The sequence below is a fragment of the Streptomyces sp. NBC_01689 genome (assembly GCF_036250675.1).
Taxonomy (GTDB): Bacteria; Actinomycetota; Actinomycetes; order Streptomycetales; family Streptomycetaceae; genus Streptomyces.
Map to the genome: position 1 here is coordinate 4,842,565 of NZ_CP109592.1, position 18,745 is coordinate 4,861,309.

Below are 18,745 nucleotides of genomic sequence, written 5' to 3' on the forward strand. Positions count from 1 at the left end.
CCTCCCGGAACACCGCCACACCCGCCGGTCACCACGGCCGGAAAGCCTCCCGGACGGCTCACGAGGGGAAGCTCCGGCGGCACCCGCACGTCCGCGTGAATTTTCTCGGCCCGAACACGGAGGTGCCCGCCGGAAGCCGTTCCCGGCGGGCACCACCGCGTGCCGCGGACGCGTGTCCGTGTGGAGCTCGGCTGCCCCGTGTCAGCTGCCTCCACCGCATCCGCCGCCGCCCCCGCAGGACGACCCGCCGCCGCACGACGAGCCGCCGCCGCACGACGAGTGGCCGCCGCCGCACGAGTGACCGCCGTGGTGCCCCCCGTGGTGGCCGCCGCCGGAGGAGTCGCCCCCGCCGGCCCACCAGCTGCCGCCCCCGCCCGCACCGCCCCCCAGGGCGCTCCCGCCCGAGCGGGAGCCGCGGGCCCGCACCTGACCGGCCTTGCCGCGACCGCGGCGGCCGGCCCTCAGACCGCCGATCAGGACGATGAAGAAGACCGCCAGGATGATGCCGATGATCATGGCGCCACCCTCCTTTCGTTCCCCCGAGGCGACCCCCCGTGGGCGCCTCGCGTCGTGCGTGACAGGGGGATGCCCCCGCGTCCCGCCGGCCAAAGCAGAGTTGAGCAACTCCTGAGCATCGGAGGACCGGACGGCCCTCGGACCGGGGCCGGGCGGCGGGTGAGTTGAGGAACTCCCCGGCTTGGGCGCAGGATGACCGGCATGACATCCGACGTCCGCCGTCCGCTGCTCAACCGCCGCCTCGCCGAGTTCGGCACGACGATCTTCGCCGAGATGTCGGCCCTGGCGCTCAGCACCGGCTCGATCAACCTCGGCCAGGGCTTCCCCGACACGGACGGACCCGAGGAGGTCCGGGAGGCGGCCGTGCGGGCGCTGCGCGACGGACGCGGCAACCAGTACCCCCCGGGCCCCGGCGTGCCCGAACTGCGGACGGCGATCGCCGAACACCAGAAGCACCACTACGGACTCTCGTACGACCCCGACCGCGAGGTGCTGGTCACGGCGGGCGCCACCGAGGCCATCGCCGCGAGCCTGCTGGCCCTGGTGGAACCCGGCGACGAGGTCATCGCCCTGGAGCCGTACTACGACTCCTACGCCGCCGGCATCGCGCTGGCCGGCGGCACCCGCGTCCCGGTCACCCTGCGCCCGCACGAGGGCCGCTTCCGCCTGGACCTCGACGAACTGCGCGACGCGGTCACGGACAACACCCGGCTGCTGCTCCTCAACACCCCGCACAACCCCACCGGCACCGTCCTCTCCCGCGAGGAACTCGGCGAGATCGCGCGGCTCGCCGTCGAACGGGACCTGCTCGTCGTGACGGACGAGGTGTACGAGCACCTGGTGTTCGACGACGCCGAGCACGTGCCGCTGGCCGGTTTCCCCGGGATGCGGGAGCGGACCGTCACCATCGGCAGCGCGGGCAAGACCTTCTCGTTCACCGGCTGGAAGGTCGGCTGGATCACCTCCACGCCGGACCTGGTCACCGCTGTGCGGTCGGCGAAGCAGTTCCTCACGTACGTGGCGTCGGGGCCGTTCCAGTACGCCGTGGCCGAGGCGCTCGCTCTGCCGGACACGTACTTCGAGGCGTTCCGCGCGGATCTGCGGGCCAAGCGGGACGTGCTGGCCGCCGGACTCACGGCGGCGGGCTTCGAGGTCTTCCGCCCGGCCGGCACCTACTTCGTCACCACCGACATCCGCCCGCTCGGCGAGAGCGACGGCTTCGCCTTCTGCCGCGCGCTGCCGGAGCGCGCGGGGGTGGTCGCCATCCCGAACGCGGTCTTCTACGACCACCGCGAGGAGGGCGCGCCCTTCGTACGCTTCGCGTTCTGCAAGCGGACCGAAGTCCTGGAGGACGCGGCCGGGCGGCTCCGGGCGCTCCGCTAGCACGCGGGCAGCGGGTCCCGCGGGTGGCGCGCCGGGGCGGGGAGAACCGCACCCGCGCGGACGCGCACCGTTCGCGACCGGCCCGTGAGGGACGCAGGGTTCGGGTGTGACCCACGCCAGTACCCTTCCGGCCCCCGCCGTCCAGAAGCCCGACGACGGCGACCGCGTCCGCGCGGCGCGGTCCGTGCGCCGGCCGCCCGCCGTCGTGTACGCGCTGGGGCTGTTCGTCCTGGTCCGGCTCATCGGTGTCCTGGTGCTCGCCGGTACCGCCCGGGCCCACGGCAGGCACCCGCTCGCCCTGCTCGGACGCTCCTGGGACTCCCTCTGGTACCTGGGGATCGCGGCGCACGGCTACGTACGCGTCCAGCACCTCAGGCCCACCGTCGTCCACAGCGACCTGGCGTTCTTCCCGCTGTACCCGGGACTCGTCCGGGCCGTCACGACCGTGGTCCCGCTCAGCGGCGGTGCGGCGGGACTGGTGGTGTCCTGGCTGGCGGCCGGGGCCGCCGCGTGCGGGATCTACGCGGTCGGGGCCCGGCTGCACGGCCGCGCCGTCGGCACCGCGCTCGTCCTGCTCTGGGGCCTGCTCCCGCACTCGGTGGTGCTGTCCCTCGCCTACACCGAGCCTGTCCTGACCGCCTTCGCCGCCTGGTCCCTGTACGCGGTGCTCACCGGACGCTGGCTGTGGGCCGGCACGCTGGCGGCGCTGGCCGGCCTGTCCCGGCCGAACGGGTTCGCGGTCGCCGCGGCGGTGCTCGCGGCGGCGGCCTGCGAGGTCTGGCGGCGGCGCGGCCGGAAAGTTCCCCACAGCCTGTGGACGGGCGCCGCGCTCGCACCGCTCGGCTGGTGCGGCTACGTGCTGTGGGTGGGCCGTCGCCGGGGTGATCCACTTGGCGGCTACTTCGAGGTGCAGCGGCTGTGGGGCTCGCGCTTCGACTTCGGCGTGGGCGCGCTGCGCTTCGTCCGGCACCTGCTGCTGCGCGGCGACCGCTTCGTGTTCCCCATGGCGCTGGTGATCGTGGCGGTGGCCGTGCTGCTGTACGCGCTGCTGATCGCGGACCGGGCCCCGCTGCCGCTGCTCGTCCACAGCGGCGTCCTGCTGCTGATCGCGCTCGGCGGCGCCGGGTTCTTCGAGTGCAAGCCGCGCTTCCTGCTGCCCGCCTTCCCGCTGCTGCTGCCACTGGCCAGGGCGCTGGTACGGACGGCAAGAGCCCGGCCCTGGCACGCCGTCCTGGTGGTCGGCGCCCTGGCCGGGCTCTCGTTCGCCTACGGCGCGTACCTCGTCGTCATCGCGCACACGCCGCTGTAGAACCTGGCGGAAAACCAGTGCGGGAGGACTACTCGTCGTCCTCGGGCTTGTCCGCCTCGTTCACTTCCTGCTCCAGGCCGAGCTGCTCCACGAGCCACTTGTCGAACTCGATGGCGGCCCGCACCCAGCTGACCGTCGACGACACGAAGTGTTCGAGGGCGACGCCGGTGCCGATCAGCATCTGCGCCTCGCCGATCAGGCGGACGGTGCCGTCGTCGTGCGTGTGGGTGTAGACCTTCGGCCACAGCGTGCGGCGGTTCCAGTCGTCGATCGACTCCAGCAGCGTCGGCTTCTCGTCGATCTGGTGGGGCCGGTCGTAGAACGTCCGCACCGAGAAGACCTGCTGGTCCCCCTCGCCACGGAACATGAAGTACGTACGGAACTCCTCCCACGGCGCCGCGAGGTCACCCTCGTCGTCGACGACGTACTTCAGCTCCATCTGGTCGAGGAGCTGCTTCACGAGGTCCTGATCCGGGACGACGGGGCCCGCCGGTCCGCCGGGCTGCGGCTCGGGCTGGCCCCCGAAGTTCGGAATCGAGGACGGGTCGATGCTCACCGTGTATTTCCCTTCGTACGGATACCGCCATCCTCCCCCATCCGGGGCGGGGAGTGGCAACCCCTGGCGGGGCCTGTCGCCCGGGGTGGCACGATCACGTCACCGGCGGCGGGGGCGGAACCCGTCGTCGTGGGGGTGCGAGGCCCGCCCCGGCGGCCTCCGGCGCCCCGCCGCCACCGGTCCGTTCACGGACGTGACCCGGCGGCCGGCGCGGAACCCCGGCGGCCCGGCACCCGCCGGCCCCGGAGCCGTTCACGCCGGTCCCGGCGCCGGTACGAGGCCGGTGTCGCCCGCCCCTCGTACCCACGCCGTGCCACTCGCCGCGTCACCCGGTGCCGCGCACCTCCGCCCGCGTCGGCACCGGCACCGGCACCGGCATCCGCGTCCCCGTCAGAGCGTCTTGCCGGTCGCGGGGCCCACGAGCAGGCCTTCCCCGAACCCGTCCACCCGGACCGTGTCGCCGTCCTTGACCTCGCCCGCCAGGATCTCCTTGGCGAGCCGGTCGCCGATCGCGGTCTGCACGAGGCGGCGCAGCGGCCGGGCGCCGTACGCCGGGTCGTTGCCCTCGGTCGCGAGCCACGCCAGGGCCGCGTCGGTGACCTCCAGGGTGATCCGGCGCTGTGCCAGCCGCCGCGCGAGCCGCTCGATCTGGAGCCTGGCGATGCGCTCCAGCTCCTGGCTGTCGAGGGCGGAGAAGACCACCAGGTCGTCCAGCCGGTTGAGGAACTCCGGCTTGAAGGAGCTGCGGACGACCTCCAGGACCTGCTGCTTCTTCTCCTCCGCCGAGGTCAGCGGCTCCACCAGGTACTGGCTGCCCAGGTTCGAGGTGAGGATCAGGATGGTGTTGCGGAAGTCGACCGTCCGGCCCTGTCCGTCCGTGAGCCGTCCGTCGTCCAGCACCTGGAGAAGGATGTCGAAGACCTCCGGGTGGGCCTTCTCCACCTCGTCGAGCAGGACCACGCTGTACGGGCGCCGGCGCACGGCCTCCGTGAGCTGGCCGCCCTCCTCGTACCCGACGTATCCGGGCGGGGCGCCGACCAGCCGGGCGACGCTGTGCTTCTCGCCGTACTCGCTCATGTCGATGCGGATCATGGCCCGCTCGTCGTCGAAGAGGAAGTCCGCGAGGGCCTTGGCGAGTTCGGTCTTGCCGACGCCGGTCGGGCCGAGGAAGAGGAAGGACCCGGTGGGCCGGTCCGGGTCGGCGATGCCCGCGCGGGTGCGCCGCACGGCATCGGACACGGCCTGCACGGCCTCGCTCTGGCCGATCAGCCGGCGGCCGAGCTCCTCCTCCATGCGCAGCAGTTTCTGTGTCTCGCCCTCCAGGAGGCGCCCGGCGGGGATGCCGGTCCAGGAGCCCACGACATCGGCGATGTCGTCCGGGCCGACCTCCTCCTTCACCATCGTGTCGCCGACGGCCTCCTCCTCGGCCTCGGAGGCCTCCTCCAGATCCCGCTCCAGGGTCGGGATCTCCCCGTAGAGCAGCTTGCTGGCGGTGTCGAAGTCACCGTCGCGCTGGGCACGTTCGGCCTGGCCGCGCAGTTCGTCGAGCTTCTCCTTCAGCTCGCCGACGCGGTTGAGGGACTGCTTCTCCTTCTCCCAGCGGGCGGTCAGACCGCGCAGCTCCTCCTCCTTGTCGGCGAGGTCGCGGCGCAGCTTCTCCAGACGCTCCTTGCTGGCGGCGTCCGTCTCCTTGCTGAGCGCGAGCTCCTCCATCTTCGAGCGGTCCACGGAGCGCTGGAGTTCGTCGATCTCCACGGGGGAGGAGTCGATCTCCATGCGCAGCCGGGACGCGGCCTCGTCGACGAGGTCGATGGCCTTGTCGGGCAGGAAGCGGGAGGTGATGTACCGGTCGGAGAGGGTCGCGGCGGCCACCAGCGCGCTGTCCGCGATCACGACCTTGTGGTGGGCCTCGTAGCGCCCCTTGAGCCCGCGCAGGATCGCGATGGTGTCCTCGACGCTCGGCTCGGCGACCAGGACCTGCTGGAAGCGGCGCTCCAGGGCCGGGTCCTTCTCGATCCGCTCGCGGTACTCGTCGAGGGTCGTGGCGCCGACCATCCGCAGCTCGCCGCGGGCGAGCATGGGCTTGAGCATGTTGCCGGCGTCCATCGAGGAGTCACCCCCGGCGCCCGCGCCCACCACGGTGTGCAGCTCGTCGATGAAGGTGATGATCTGCCCGTCGGAGTCCTTGATCTCCGCCAGGACGGTCTTGAGCCGCTCCTCGAACTCGCCCCGGTACTTCGCCCCGGCCACCATGGCGCCGAGGTCCAGCGAGACGAGCCGCTTGTCCTTGAGGGACTCGGGCACGTCGCCCTTCACGATCCGCTGGGCGAGGCCCTCCACGACGGCGGTCTTGCCGACGCCGGGCTCGCCGATGAGGACGGGGTTGTTCTTGGTGCGCCGGGACAGCACCTGGACCACCCGGCGGATCTCCTGGTCCCGGCCGATGACCGGGTCGAGCTTGCCGTCGCGCGCGGCGGCCGTGAAGTCCGTACCGAACTTTTCGAGTGCCTTGTACTGGCCCTCAGGATCCGGGGTCGTCACCCGGCGCCCTCCCCTGGTCTTCTGGAACGCCTCCAGCAGCTTCTTCGCACCGGCGCCCTGCTGCGAGAGTACGTCCCCGCTCCGGCCGCCCTTCGCGGCGATGCCGATGAGCAGGTGCTCGGTCGACAGGTACTCGTCGCCGAGCTCCTTGGCCCTGTCGGCCGCCTCGGCGATGACGGCGAGCAGCTCGCGGTCGGGCTGCGGCGGCGCGACGGTCGACCCGGTCACGCTGGGCAGGGCGGCCAGGACCCGTTCGGCGCCGGCCCGTACGGAGGCCTGGTCCGCGTCGACGGCGGCCAGCAGATCGATGATGTTCTCGTTGTCCTGCCCCCCGAGCAGCGCGAGCAGCAGGTGTGCGGGGGTCAGGTCCGGGTGCCCCCCGGACACGGCCCGGCTGGTGGCCGCGTTGATCGCGTCCCGGCTCCTGTTGGTCAGCTCGGCGTCCACGTTCGCGTTCTCCTCCTGTGCACGGACTTCCTGAACAGACTGCCGGTACGGACGTTGCGCACCGGCTTCCCGTACGGACTCCCCTTGACACGGACGCCCTGTACGGACTGACTCAACCAACGTACACAAAGTTGAGTCTATTCCACTCAAGGTAAACCCGGGGCATCTTGTGGCGGACCGGTGCGGCTACATTTCGGGCCATGGCCGCACATCCGGTGGAACCGCGCGATCCCGACCCCGCCTACCTCGCCTTCTGGCGGGAACGGCATCTGTGCACCCTGACCACGCTCCGGGCGGACGGCAGCCCGCACGTCGTCCCCGTCGGGGTCACCTACGATCCACAGGCCGGTCTGGCCCGGGTCATCACCCGCGGGACCAGCGCCAAGGCGAAACACGTGACGGCCGCGGGGGCCGAGGGCGCCCGGGTCGCGGTCTGCCAGGTGGACGGGCGGCGGTGGGCGACCCTGGAGGGGCGCGCGACCGTCTCCGCCGATCCCTCACGTGTCGCGGAGGCCGAGCGGCGGTACGCGGAGCGGTACGGCAGGACGCCCTCGCCCAACCCGGCCCGGGTGGTGATCGAGATCAGCCTGACCTCGGCCCTGGGGCACGGCTGATCCCCCCGCACGGCCGGCCCGGGACACGCGGACACCCGGATATGCGGATGCGCAGATATGCGGATACCAGGATGTTCCGCCCAAAACTGCAGCGGCGTCACCGTGTTCAGGTCACGGTGACGCCGCTGCGGGGGGAAGTACCTGCGCGATCTACTACGACGGGGGAATCGCGTCAGGCACTGCGGGGGGTGGCTGAGATGGTCCTTACATCCGGGGCTTCCGGCTCGGCCAGCTGGTGGTCACGCTGGTCGAGGTTCACAAAGATCATTCCGTACCTGATGGCACATCGCACGGGCTGCGGCGCGCCGCGCGGCCGTCGCAGACACCGGTACGCCCGTACGTCCTCTTCCTCGTCCCGGGTGACGACGACCGGCTCTCCGAACACGGTCACCATCAGCGAGTCCCCGGTGTGCGGGATCGCGGTCGCCAGGTCGATGAAGTGCCAGCCGGAGCGGTAGGCGGTAGCCATCTCGCGACGGAAGGAGCGGTCGTCGGGGGGCGTCGTCACGTCAACTCCCGGTGCCGTCATCCGCCGCCGGAGTCACCACCACGTCGTTCGCGGCTGGCGCCGGCCAGTGACTGTCCGCCAGTACGTTGTCCGTGGCCACCGCCGGCCAGTGACTGTCCGCCAGTACGTCGGCCTTCGTCCCGGAGAGGCCGCCCAGAGCTCCGAATGCCACCATGGCGGAGAAGGCGGCGACAAGCACCGAGCGAAGCATTTTGTTACGCATAGTCGGCTTCGTCCTCACTTGAAAGTCCCGTCTTCCCCCGTCGAATAAGACGATGGCTCATTCGGGCACGTCGTGGCCACATAATCGATGCATCATGTTCCTGCACGTTCAGGACCCTGGGGGGTGGACTTTTGACAACGAATCAGACCAATGCGACACATCCCCACGGTGTGACCCAGTTGTGCGAGGACGGAGGCCGTCTCTACGCGAACGCGCTGCGCACAGGACGAATCGCGCGCGAGGACGCGGAGCCGGCTCCCTGTCTGGTCGAACTGGCCCTCCTCCACCCCGATCCGGACGACCCGAACTGGCTGCGTCCGGTGCCCCCTTCGGTGGCGCTGGCCCAGCGACTCAACCCCATAGAGCGCGAGATCACCGAACGCAGGCGCCTCTCGGTCGAGTTGAGTGACGCTTTTGAGCCGTTCATGGCCCTCAGCGTCCAGGGGGTGACGCCCACCCACTCCATCACGGTGCTGGAGGGCGGCGACCGTATCAACGCGGCGCTGAACCTGGCGACCGCCCAGTGCCAGCACGAGATGCTCACCATCCAGCCGAGCGACCGCGGCTCCGAGCGCAGCCTCCTCCAGGGGCTGGAACGCGACCGGCCCCTGATCGAACGTGGTGTGAAGATCCGGACGCTGTATCAGCACACCGCCCGCTACAGTCCCGACAAACTCGCGTACGTGGCCCAGCTGTCCGACGGCAAGGTCGAGTACCGCACCATCGACGAGCTCGTGGAGCGACTCATCGTCTGCGACGAGAGCGTCGCCTTCATCCCCACCCGCGACGACCAGCAGGTCGCCCTGGAACTGCGCCACCCCGGGCTCGTCCGCTACCTGATCAAGGTCTTCGAGTTCATCTGGGGCCGCGCCGTCCCGCTCACCGCCGGCGCGCCCTACGAGACCGCCCCCGGCGGCATCACGAACATCCAGCACTCCATCGCCAAGCTCCTGGTGGAGGGCCATGTCGACGAGGCCATCGCCCGCCGTCTCGGCATGAACGTCCGTACCTGCCGGGCCCACGTCGCCAAGCTGGCCACGTCGCTCGGCAGTGGCAGCCGGGCCCAACTCGGCTATCTCATCGCACAGTCGGGGATTCTGGACCAGGAGAGCTGACCGGCAGCGGCTCCGGGGAGCGCGGCGGCCCGTCGAGGCCCGCCTGCGCGATCCGGACGCCCAGCTGCGTCCGGCTCGCCGCGCCCAGAGTCTCCGAGAGGCGCGCGATGTGCGCCCGGCAGGTCCGCACACTGATCCCCAGCCGTTCGGCGACCACCGCGTCCTGGTGCCCCTCGGCGAGCAGCGCCGCGATCGAGCGCTCCCGGTGGGTGATGCCGTCGATGCCGGTCTCCGGGAGCGGGGCGGCGAGCGGTATCGCCAGCCTCCACAGCCGCTCGAAGACCGTCACCAGGTAGGAGACCAGCGCCGGATGCCGCAGCTCCAGCGCTATCGTGCGGTCGTCGTTGGCCGGGATGAACGCCACCTTGCGGTCGAAGAGGATGAGCCGCTCCACCACCTCGTCGAGCGTCCGGGCCTCCGCCGCCCCCTCCATCATCTCCATGTAGTTGTGCAGGCCCTGGCCGTGCCGCGCCACGTGCGTGTACAGGTCCCGCATCCGCACGCCCCGCCGGCGCATCTCCAGCGCCCGGTGCAGGCCTTCCGACAGCTCGTCCTCGCGGCGGATGCCGCCCGGCTGCACGGTCAGGACCTCGTCGGTGCACGCCTCGGTGGCCTCGTCCATCGCGGCCCGGATCCTGGGCAGTCCGTCGAGGACCCGGATCGCGACGCCCTCGGCCCGCGTCTGCGTCCGGCCTCCGAGCCCGGCATACCACTCGAACGCCGTCACCGCGTCGCCCACCCGCGTCTGACTCGCGCTGACCTCCTCGTACACACCCCGGATCAGCCGCGTCATGACCTCCTGCGGCGAGGTCGGCACCAGCCATCCCATGTCGTCGGGGTCCGGGTGCAGCAGCGCCAGCTCGACCAGGCAGGGCACCGACTCCGCGTCCGCGCGCGGCACCCGTCCGCGCCGCACGGCCCGGGAGTACACCCGGTCCCCGGCGTCGCAGAGTCGGTCAGCGCCGTGCGGATGCCTGTCCGTCCCGTGCCCGGCCATCTCCCACCCCTGGCTCCAACCTCCGGCTCCAGCAACCCCCGTGAGGCGACGCTCCGCACCGTCCACGGCGGAGCACTTCCGCACCGCGGGACCGCCGGCCCGCGTCTTCCGCAGCGCAACTATGCGCGGCCCCGACCGCCATCGCAACACGGGCGCGCCCCCCGCGCGCCCCTTCTCGCCCGCATACGTCCTGACATTTCCCCACCTCCCCACGGCGCCTTGCAACAACATGACGCCGCCTTCGCGCGGTCCCGGGCGGCCGGATCGCGCGCCGCGAACGACCGGGACACGTCACGGTGTTCGGCCGGAGACCTCCCGGACACGGGCTCACGGACGGGGTCTTGCACGAGCTCTTGCACGGGCGCGGCTCGCGGACGAAGTCCTGAGTGGGCACGGCTCGCGGGCGCGGTTCGCGGACGCGGTTCGCGGGCCCGGTTCGCGAGGGCAACGGGTGCGCGAAGGCGACGGGGGCGCGAGGGGCGCGCCGGGTGTCCCGCGGCGGCCGGCCTCCGGGCCCGCCCGCGAAGCCCTCGGCGGGCCTTCAGGGACCTCCGGAGGCCATCAGGGGGCCTTGGGCCGTCCCGCCGGGAGCGGCACCCGCGACCGGGGCCGACCGCCGCGACGGCCGGCCCCAGGGCCGCCCTCGGGGGCTGTTCTCGGAGCCGGCCTGAGAACCGGCCTCAGGGCTGCCCTCAAAACCGGCCTCAGGGCCGGTCTCAGGGGGCCGCGGCCCAGCTCCTGAGCAGTGCCTCCCGCGCGGGACGCCAGGGCGTGACGCCGTCGCCCTCCGCGCTCCCCCACTCCAGCAGCCGCGTCACGTCCGCCGTGCCCTCGACGAAACGGTTCAACAGGTCCAGCGACAGTTCGTACTCGGACTGCACATAGCCCCCGACGGCCGCCGTGTACACCGTCAGCTCGGCCTTCTCCTCGTCCGTACGGACGTGCAGCTCGAACGCGGGCGGTGCCTCACCGGCACCGGTCGCCACGTCCAGGACCGTGTCCATCACGCTGTTCACCAGCCACCGGGTGCTGGAACGCACCTGCACGTCGTGCACGGTGAGCGCGCGTACGTCCCGCCACGCCCAGAAGCCCCGCCGGCCCCCGCCCACGGCCTCCACGCCCTCCGCGGTGAGCCGCACCCCTCGCCCGTGCCCCGCGGGCTCGGCGCCCACGTACACGCTCTTCTCGGTGATCCAGAACAGGCCGATCATGGCCACGGGCGCCTCCGGTACGAACGCGTCGAGCACGGTCTCCCGGTGAGAGCCCGGCCGGCCCGGGAGGGTTCACCCGGGCCGTGAGAGACGTGTGCGCGGGCGCCCCGGCCGGGACGCCCGCGCACACGTGACAGGACGGACGGCTAGTTGATGTGGGCCGCCGCGCAGGCCGCCTTGTACTTGGCGGTGCAGATCTCCGAGACCTTGTAGATCTTGTCCTGGAGGACCGTCTCCTTGATGTTCGCCTTGGTGAGGGCGACCACCGGGACGAGCTGGGAGGGGATCTTCTGGTTCGTGGGGCTGTCGACCCGGTCGCGGGTCAGCGCGTCGAACTCGATCCCGCGGCCCTGGACCTTGGCCACGGCCATCTCGGCGGCGGCGGTGGCCTCCTGCGGGTACGACTTGTAGACGCTCATGTACTGGTCGCCACCGAGGATCCGCTGCACCGCGTCGAGCTCGGCGTCCTGGCCGGTGACCGGCGGCACGTTGCTGACACCCATGGTCTTCATCGCGTCGATGACCGCGCCCGCGATGCCGTCGTTGGCGGAGTAGACACCGGCGATGTGGCTGAGACCGATGGCCTGGATCGCCTCCTCCATGTTCGCCTTGGCGTTGGCCGGGTCCCAGTCCTTGGTGTCGTACTTCCGGGCGATCTCCACCTTGCCGTCGAGCACGGACATGGCACCCGCCTTGAACTGTGCCGCGTTCGGGTCGGTGACCGCGCCGTTCATCATCACGATCTGCTTCGTTTCGGTGTTGCTGCCCATCGCCTTCAGCAGCTCCTTGGCCTGCACCTCGCCGACGAGCTCGTTGTCGAAGGAGATGTAGGCGTCGATCGGGCCCTGCGCGAGGCGGTCGTAGGCGATGACGGGGATGCCCGCGGCCTTGGCCTTGCGGACACCGCTCGCGATGGCCTTGGAGTCGACCGCGTCCACGAGGAGGACGTCGACCTTGTCGTCCACCATCTGCTGGAGCTGGGCGCTCTGCTTGCTCGCGCTCTGCTCCGCGTTCTTGTAGACCACCTGGCCCTTGCCGTGGGTCAGCGACTTGACCTGCTGCTCGATGATCGGGTAGTCGAACTTCTCGTAACGGGTGTTCGCCTTCTCGGGCAGAAGGAGACCCACCGTGAGGTCGTCGCCCTTGGTCGGGCTCGCCTTGGAGTCGCTGCCGGCGATCCCGTCCACGACCCCGCAGCCGGCGAGGAAGACGGCCGTCGCCGACGAGACCAGGGCTATGGCCGTACGACGAAGCCGGGTGTTACGAGTGTTCACATCAGGTGCCTTCCGGGCGAGGTAGCTGCTTTGCGACCCAGGTGGCTGAAAGCCAACGCGGCGATCACCTCAGCGTCAAGGAGTAACCACTTAACGAGATGGCAACAGCGTTCTGTGTTCCTCAAGTGAACACGATGGAAAGAGGGCGCACCTCCACTTCCACGCGACGCCGACGGTGCACCCGCTTCCCTCACACCCCGTCGGGGCCGCGCAACCCCCGCCCCCGACCTGGAGACTTGAAGACGGCCGAGAATCACCGCAGCTCCGGACGGTCGCACGCGACCCCGTCCCGGCCCGGCGCGGTGGCACACCTCCGACCTCAAGTGATCTGCGTCACCTTTCGGGTCGTCAGCCGGGCGCCTCGCACAACTCCGGCCGCAATGACCGAATTTGTCTGACTCGGCGGCTGACGGCCGTTCACGCGCACGGCGTCGCGCCGGACACACCGCGGAAAACGGACCGCTCCGACCGCGACGCGGAGTTGGCCGGTTCGGCACCCTCCCGCGCGTCGGCGCGGGAACGCCCGGGGCCGGTCCCGCGCCGACGCGCCGGAGGAGAGCGCCGGTCCCGCCTCGCCGCCGGTCCCGCCGTCCCCGCCGGTCCCGCCGTTCCCGTCGGCAAACGTGCCCGCGCGGAGGACCCTTTCGCGGTACGGCGGGGCCTCCCGCCCGGCGGCATGCGAAGGGGCCGGGAGGTGAACCACCTCCCGGCCCCTTCGACGGTCGAGAACTACTCCGGCGACCGCTTCGGCCGCCACACCACCAGGGCGCTGGTCTGCTGGACCTCCTGGTACGGGACCAGGTCCCGCCGGTAGGAGGCGTGCACGGCGGCCTCGCGCTGCCGCATGGTGGCCGCCGCGCCGTCCAGGGCCGACTCCAGTTCCACGACACGGGACTGCAGCGCGGCGACCTGGTTCTCCAGCTCGATGATGCGCTTGATGCCGGCCAGGTTGATGCCCTCGTCCTGCGACAACTGCTGGACGGTGCGCAGCAGTTCGATGTCGCGGGCCGAGTAGCGACGGCCGCGCCCGGGCGTGCGGTCCGGGGAGACCAGTCCGAGGCGGTCGTACTGACGCAGGGTCTGCGGGTGCAGGCCGGAGAGCTGGGCCGCCACCGAGATGACGTAGACCGGGGTCTCCTCGGTCAGTTCATAGGGGTTTCGACGACGGCCGTCCATCTGCTCAAGCTCCCTTCGCGGCCTGGAACAGCTCCGCCCGCGGGTCCTCGTCCGCGGTTGCCTCGCGATACGCCTCCAGGGCGTCACGCGCCTTGCCCGACAGGTCCGTGGGGACCGCGACCTCGACGGTGACGAGGAGGTCGCCGCGGGTGCCGTCCTTGCGGACCGCGCCCTTGCCGCGGGCCCGCATCGTACGGCCGTTGGGGGTGCCCGGGGGCAGCTTCAGGGTGACCGGGGGGCCACCCAGGGTCGGGACCCGTACCTCGCCGCCGAGCGCCGCCTCCGTGAAGGTGACGGGCACGGTGACGGTGAGGTTGTCGCCCTTGCGGCCGAAGACCGGGTGGGCGTCCACGTGGACCGTGACGTACAGGTCGCCGGCCGGGCCGCCCCGTTCGCCGGGCGCGCCCTTGCCGCGCAGCCGGATGCGCTGCGAGTCGGTGACGCCCGCCGGGATGCGGACCTGCATCGTGCGGGACGACTTGGCGCGCCCGCTGCCCGAGCACTCCAGGCAGGGGTGCTCGGCGATCAGACCGCGGCCCTTGCAGTCCGGGCAGGGGTCCGTCAGCGAGAACCCGCCGCCGGAGCCCCGCGCCACCTGGCCGGTGCCGACACAGGTCGGGCACACCCGCGGTGTGCCGTTCTTGTCGCCGGTGCCCGAGCAGGCCTTGCAGGGCGTCTGCGAGGTCATGCGCAGCGGGACGGTCGCGCCGTCCACCGCCTCGGTGAAGCTGAGCGTCACCTCGGTGTCGATGTCCTGGCCGCGCCGGGGCTGGGTCCGGGTGCCGGTGCCCGCGCCACCGCGGTTGAACAGGCCCCCGAAGACGTCACCGATGCCACCGCCGAAGCCGCCGGCCCCGCCGCCCGCACCGCCCTGGGCGCCGCCCCCGAAGAGGTCGCCCAGGTCGAAGTTGAAGTTGCCGCCACCCGCTCCGGGCCCCGGACGGAAGCCGCCGTTGCCGAAGAGGGCGCGTGCCTCGTCGTACTCCTTGCGCTTCTTGGCGTCCCCGAGGATGTCGTTCGCCTCGGAGATCTCCTTGAAGCGCTCCTCGGCCTTGGCGTTGCCCTTGTTGGCGTCCGGGTGGAACTCGCGGGCGAGCTTCCGGTACGCCTTCTTGATCTCGGCCTCGGTGGCGTCCTTGGGGACGCCGAGGACCTTGTAGTAGTCCTTCTCGATGAAGTCCTTGGTGCTCATCCCCGACGTCCCTCCTTCCTCGTCGTGTCAACGTCAGCCCTCGTCCGGGCCACCGCTCTCCTTGTCGTCGGCCGCCTCAGCCGTCGTGTCGTCGGACTTGGCGGACTGCGCGCCCGGCTGGGGCTCGGCGACGGCCACCCGCGCGGGGCGGATGGTGCGCTCGCCGAAGCGATACCCGGGCTGCAGAATCGCCACGCACGTCGTCTCCGTGACGTCCGGCGCGTACGAGTGCATGAGGGCTTCGTGGATCATCGGGTCGAAGGGCTCGCCCTCCTTGCCGAACTGCTGAAGCCCCATCTTCGCCGCGACGGTCTCCAGCGACTCGGCCACCGACTTGAAACCGCCGACCAGTTCACCGTGTTCCCGCGCGCGGCCGATGTCGTCGAGGACGGGCAGGAGCTCGGTCAGGAGGTTCGCGATGGCGATCTCCTTGACCGCGATCCGGTCGCGCTCGACCCGGCGGCGGTAGTTCTGGTACTCGGCCTGGAGCCGCTGGAGGTCCGCGGTGCGCTCACCGAGCGCCGTGCGTACCTGGTCCAGCTGGGCCGTCAGACCGGCGGTCTGTGCTGCGGCTGATGCGTCCCCGGCCGGGGACGCCCCCTCCGCGGAGGGGGCGTCCTTCGGCTCGGCGTCGTCAGGGGTGGCGCCGGAGGGGACGTCAGGCTTCTCTTCGAAACCCGGGGTCTCCTCCGTCACGCGGCACCGTCCTTGCGGTCCTCGTCGACGATCTCGGCGTCCACGACGTCGTCGTCGGCCCTGGCCTGGTCGGCACCGGCGGCACCCTCGGCGCCACCCGCCTGCGCGGCCTGCGCGTCGGCGTACATGGCCTGGCCCAGCTTCTGCGAGACGGCGGCGACCTTCTCGGTGGCCGTACGGATCTCGGCGGTGTCCTCGCCCTTGAGCGCGGCCTTCAGCTCCTCGACGGACGCCTCGACCTCGGTCTTGACGTCACCGGGGACCTTGTCCTCGTTGTCCTTGAGGAACTTCTCCGTCTGGTAGACGAGCTGCTCGCCCTGGTTGCGGGACTCGGCGGCCTCGCGGCGGGCGTGGTCCTCCTCCGCGTACTTCTCGGCCTCTTCGCGCATCCGGTTGACCTCGTCCTTCGGCAGCGAGGAGCCACCGGTGACGGTCATCTTCTGCTCCTTGCCCGTGCCCAGGTCCTTCGCGGTCACGTGCATGATGCCGTTGGCGTCGATGTCGAAGGCGACCTCGATCTGCGGGACGCCGCGGGGCGCCGGCGGCAGACCGGTCAGCTCGAACATCCCGAGCTTCTTGTTGTACGCCGCGATCTCGCGCTCGCCCTGGTAGACCTGGATCTGCACGGACGGCTGGTTGTCCTCGGCGGTGGTGAAGATCTCGGACCGCTTGGTCGGGATCGTCGTGTTCCGCTCGATGAGCTTCGTCATGATGCCGCCCTTGGTCTCGATGCCCAGGGACAGCGGGGTCACGTCGAGGAGCAGGACGTCCTTGACCTCGCCCTTGAGGACACCGGCCTGGAGCGCGGCGCCGATGGCGACGACCTCGTCCGGGTTGACGCCCTTGTTGGCCTCGTTGCCGCCGGTCAGCTCCTTGACGAGCTCGGCGACGGCCGGCATACGGGTGGAGCCACCGACGAGAACGACGTGGTCGATCTCGGACAGGTTGATGCCCGCGTCCTTGATGACGTTGTGGAACGGCGTCTTGCAGCGCTCCAGAAGGTCGGCGGTGAGCTGCTGGAACTGGGCGCGCGTGAGCTTCTCGTCCAGGTGCAGCGGGCCCTCGGCGGAGGCCGTGATGTAGGGCAGGTTGATCGAGGTCTCGGTGGACGAGGACAGCTCGATCTTGGCCTTCTCCGCGGCCTCGCGGAGACGCTGGAGAGCCATCTTGTCCTTGGCGAGGTCCACGCCGTGGCCGGACTTGAACTGCTGCACCAGGTAGTCGACGACCCGCTGGTCCCAGTCGTCACCACCGAGGTGGTTGTCGCCGTTCGTGGCCTTCACCTCGACGACGCCGTCGCCGATCTCCAGGAGGGACACGTCGAAGGTGCCGCCACCGAGGTCGAAGACGAGGATCGTCTGGTCGTCCTTGTCCAGGCCGTACGCGAGCGCGGCGGCCGTGGGCTCGTTGACGATGCGCAGGACGTTCAGGCCCGCGATCTCGCCGGCCTCCTTCGTCGCCTGACGCTCGGAGTCGTTGAAGTACGCCGGGACGGTGATGACCGCGTCCGTGACCTTCTCGCCCAGGTACGCCTCGGCGTCGCGCTTCAGCTTCTGCAGGATGAAGGCGCTCATCTGCTGCGGGTTGAAGTGCTTCCCGTCGAGCTCGATCTTCCAGTCCGTACCCATGTGACGCTTCACCGAGCGGATGGTCCGGTCCACGTTCGTGACCGCCTGGCGCTTGGCGACCTCGCCGACGAGCACCTCACCGTTCTTGGCGAAGGCGACGACGGACGGCGTGGTCCTGGCACCCTCGGCGTTGGTGATGACGGTGGGCTCGCCGCCCTCCAGAACGCTGACGACGGAGTTAGTCGTGCCCAGGTCGATGCCGACCGCACGTGCCATTTCGATTCCTCCAGCAATGACTTGAGTGGAACGGACTCAAGTGTGCACGACACCCGGCTCCCGGTCAACAGAGCTGAGTCGAGGGGACTCAAGTCTTATCTGTTCCTTACGCGCAGGTGGGCTCCTGCCTGCGGTTTCCCCAGGAACCCTGCCCCATACGCGGGCACGCGAAGGAGTACCAGCACCATCACGGAGGCACCACCGGCCACCCACAGCGCCGCCCACGCCCCCACCCACCCCAGGTCGATCAGCAGGCCGACGAGTGCACCCGCGAAGCCGGTGGCCCCGACGAGGACCGCGGCGCCCGGCGCGGTGACACCGAGGTGCCGCAGCCGGTGGCCGAGGTGGTCGCAGGCTCCGCGCAGCAGCGGACGTCCGGCCCGCCGGCGCGAGACCAGCACCAGTGCCGCGTCGGCGGTCGCCACCACCGTCAGCGCGAAGACGGCCCCCACGCCCGGCCCGGCCTCCCGGCCGGCGTGCACCAGCACCGCGGCCGAGGCCAGCACGAACCCGGCGAACAGGCCGCCGCAGCGCCCCGGCGCGATCCGGGCGGGCGGCCAGCCGTGCATCAGGAACCCGGTGAGCGCGGCCGCCAGCACGCTCAGGAGCGTCGCGAGACCGTCCATGACCTCGGCGGCCGCGCACCCGCTCAGGGCGAAGGCGGTGACGACGGCGACCGTCCCCATCACTCCATCGGCGTGATCGAGGGAGGTGAACGCGTGCGCGACCAGGACGATCCATCCGACAGCCACGATCCCCACGGGCAGCCCGAGCTCACCGAACGGCACGGTCAGCGCCGCGGCGGCGGTCACGACGGCCGCCCGCACCGCGAGCGGCACGGCTCTCAGGTCGGCGACGAGCCCGAGGGCACCGACCCCCGCCCCGGCGACCAGCAGCCGTCCGGCCGCCGGACCCAGCGGCGCGACGTCCGTCCAGTCACCGGCACCGGCCACCAGCCCCGTCGCCACGACCACCGCCGGCCCGCCGAGCAGCGCCACCACGCGCCCCCGGCGTCGCTCGACCGCACCGAGGCGCAGGGCGAGCGCACGGAGCAGTGCGGCGAGCACGGCGGCGAGGAACAGAGCGGCGAGGGCGGCGGCGATTCCGTACAACACAGCGCCAACTTAGGGTTGAATGTCTGAA

At 71.2% G+C, this 18,745-nt stretch carries 17 protein-coding genes; 4 read left to right on the top strand and 13 right to left on the bottom strand.

Annotated elements, in window-relative coordinates; translation table 11 throughout:
• Positions 1 to 201: 201 nt before the first annotated feature.
• On the bottom strand, positions 202 to 516 hold the full coding sequence (locus tag OG776_RS20515) for a hypothetical protein (RefSeq protein ID WP_329322068.1): 315 nt from the start codon (positions 514 to 516) through the stop codon (positions 202 to 204).
• 192 nt (positions 517 to 708) lie between these two features.
• On the opposite strand from OG776_RS20515, the gene OG776_RS20520 reads away from it, so the two are divergent.
• Positions 709 to 1,899 (top strand): pyridoxal phosphate-dependent aminotransferase, encoded by a 1,191-nt coding sequence (locus OG776_RS20520; RefSeq protein ID WP_148012405.1) that lies wholly within the window; start codon positions 709 to 711, stop codon positions 1,897 to 1,899.
• A 106-nt stretch (positions 1,900 to 2,005) separates the two neighbouring features.
• A complete protein-coding gene (locus OG776_RS20525; protein WP_410093265.1) occupies positions 2,006 to 3,208 on the top strand; it encodes a hypothetical protein in 1,203 nt (400 codons plus the stop codon).
• A 28-nt stretch (positions 3,209 to 3,236) separates the two neighbouring features.
• Here OG776_RS20525 and OG776_RS20530 read toward each other — a convergent pair whose 3' ends face one another.
• Both OG776_RS20530 and clpB read right to left on the bottom strand, forming a co-directional pair.
• Positions 3,237 to 3,764 (bottom strand): YbjN domain-containing protein, encoded by a 528-nt coding sequence (locus OG776_RS20530; protein ID WP_148012406.1) that lies wholly within the window; start codon positions 3,762 to 3,764, stop codon positions 3,237 to 3,239.
• A gap of 390 nt (positions 3,765 to 4,154) precedes the next feature.
• Positions 4,155 to 6,752, bottom strand: a complete 2,598-nt coding sequence (clpB, locus tag OG776_RS20535) for an ATP-dependent chaperone ClpB (RefSeq protein WP_329322070.1) — start codon at positions 6,750 to 6,752, stop codon at positions 4,155 to 4,157.
• A gap of 200 nt (positions 6,753 to 6,952) precedes the next feature.
• On the opposite strand from clpB, the gene OG776_RS20540 reads away from it, so the two are divergent.
• Positions 6,953 to 7,366, top strand: coding sequence for a pyridoxamine 5'-phosphate oxidase family protein (locus OG776_RS20540; RefSeq protein WP_148012408.1), 414 nt, complete (start codon positions 6,953 to 6,955; stop codon positions 7,364 to 7,366).
• A 172-nt stretch (positions 7,367 to 7,538) separates the two neighbouring features.
• Here the strand turns inward: OG776_RS20540 and OG776_RS20545 are convergent, their stop codons facing one another.
• Together OG776_RS20545 and OG776_RS20550 are read right to left on the bottom strand one after the other, a co-directional pair.
• On the bottom strand, positions 7,539 to 7,835 hold the full coding sequence (locus OG776_RS20545) for a (2Fe-2S)-binding protein (RefSeq protein WP_187285880.1): 297 nt from the start codon (positions 7,833 to 7,835) through the stop codon (positions 7,539 to 7,541).
• A 40-nt stretch (positions 7,836 to 7,875) separates the two neighbouring features.
• The gene (locus OG776_RS20550) at positions 7,876 to 8,073 is read right to left on the bottom strand and encodes a hypothetical protein (RefSeq protein WP_329322073.1); all 198 of its coding nucleotides are present in this window, start codon (positions 8,071 to 8,073) and stop codon (positions 7,876 to 7,878) included.
• A gap of 155 nt (positions 8,074 to 8,228) precedes the next feature.
• Between OG776_RS20550 and OG776_RS20555 the strand changes: the two genes are divergently transcribed.
• The gene (locus OG776_RS20555; RefSeq protein WP_148012411.1) at positions 8,229 to 9,212 is read left to right on the top strand and encodes a helix-turn-helix transcriptional regulator; all 984 of its coding nucleotides are present in this window, start codon (positions 8,229 to 8,231) and stop codon (positions 9,210 to 9,212) included.
• Here the strand turns inward: OG776_RS20555 and OG776_RS20560 are convergent.
• From OG776_RS20560 to OG776_RS20595, 8 genes are all read right to left on the bottom strand, one after another.
• Complete coding sequence (locus OG776_RS20560) at positions 9,175 to 10,209, bottom strand: helix-turn-helix transcriptional regulator (RefSeq protein ID WP_148012412.1); 1,035 nt, start codon at positions 10,207 to 10,209, stop codon at positions 9,175 to 9,177. The genes OG776_RS20555 and OG776_RS20560 overlap by 38 nt on opposite strands.
• Positions 10,210 to 10,925: 716 nt before the next feature.
• The gene (locus OG776_RS20565) at positions 10,926 to 11,456 is read right to left on the bottom strand and encodes a hypothetical protein (protein ID WP_261994851.1); all 531 of its coding nucleotides are present in this window, start codon (positions 11,454 to 11,456) and stop codon (positions 10,926 to 10,928) included.
• A gap of 110 nt (positions 11,457 to 11,566) precedes the next feature.
• Positions 11,567 to 12,694, bottom strand: a complete 1,128-nt coding sequence (locus tag OG776_RS20570) for a substrate-binding domain-containing protein (RefSeq protein WP_148012413.1) — start codon at positions 12,692 to 12,694, stop codon at positions 11,567 to 11,569.
• A gap of 729 nt (positions 12,695 to 13,423) precedes the next feature.
• Positions 13,424 to 13,870: a heat shock protein transcriptional repressor HspR gene (locus OG776_RS20575; RefSeq protein WP_148012414.1), complete on the bottom strand. Its 447-nt coding sequence runs from the start codon at positions 13,868 to 13,870 to the stop codon at positions 13,424 to 13,426.
• 4 nt (positions 13,871 to 13,874) lie between these two features.
• Positions 13,875 to 15,062 (bottom strand): molecular chaperone DnaJ, encoded by a 1,188-nt coding sequence (gene dnaJ, locus OG776_RS20580; protein ID WP_148012415.1) that lies wholly within the window; start codon positions 15,060 to 15,062, stop codon positions 13,875 to 13,877.
• Between the two features lie 33 nt (positions 15,063 to 15,095).
• Entirely contained in the window at positions 15,096 to 15,758 is a 663-nt protein-coding gene (gene grpE / locus OG776_RS20585; RefSeq protein ID WP_148012416.1) for a nucleotide exchange factor GrpE, read from the bottom strand.
• Entirely contained in the window at positions 15,755 to 17,602 is a 1,848-nt protein-coding gene (dnaK, locus tag OG776_RS20590) for a molecular chaperone DnaK (protein WP_148012417.1), read from the bottom strand. Before dnaK ends, grpE begins: the two co-directional genes overlap by 4 nt.
• Positions 17,603 to 17,697: 95 nt before the next feature.
• Positions 17,698 to 18,717, bottom strand: a complete 1,020-nt coding sequence (locus tag OG776_RS20595; RefSeq protein WP_329322079.1) for an MraY family glycosyltransferase — start codon at positions 18,715 to 18,717, stop codon at positions 17,698 to 17,700.
• Between the last annotated feature and the right edge of the window lie 28 nt (positions 18,718 to 18,745).

Coding starts and splice junctions, on each gene's coding strand:
- dnaJ (WP_148012415.1), bottom strand. CDS start 15,062: ATGAGCACCAAGGACTTCATCGAGAAGGACTACTACAAGGTCCTCGGC.
- dnaK (WP_148012417.1), bottom strand. CDS start 17,602: ATGGCACGTGCGGTCGGCATCGACCTGGGCACGACTAACTCCGTCGTC.
- OG776_RS20545 (WP_187285880.1), bottom strand. CDS start 7,835: ATGGCTACCGCCTACCGCTCCGGCTGGCACTTCATCGACCTGGCGACC.
- OG776_RS20520 (WP_148012405.1), top strand. CDS start 709: ATGACCGGCATGACATCCGACGTCCGCCGTCCGCTGCTCAACCGCCGC.
- OG776_RS20540 (WP_148012408.1), top strand. CDS start 6,953: ATGGCCGCACATCCGGTGGAACCGCGCGATCCCGACCCCGCCTACCTC.
- OG776_RS20575 (WP_148012414.1), bottom strand. CDS start 13,870: ATGGACGGCCGTCGTCGAAACCCCTATGAACTGACCGAGGAGACCCCG.
- OG776_RS20515 (WP_329322068.1), bottom strand. CDS start 516: ATGATCATCGGCATCATCCTGGCGGTCTTCTTCATCGTCCTGATCGGC.
- OG776_RS20560 (WP_148012412.1), bottom strand. CDS start 10,209: ATGGCCGGGCACGGGACGGACAGGCATCCGCACGGCGCTGACCGACTC.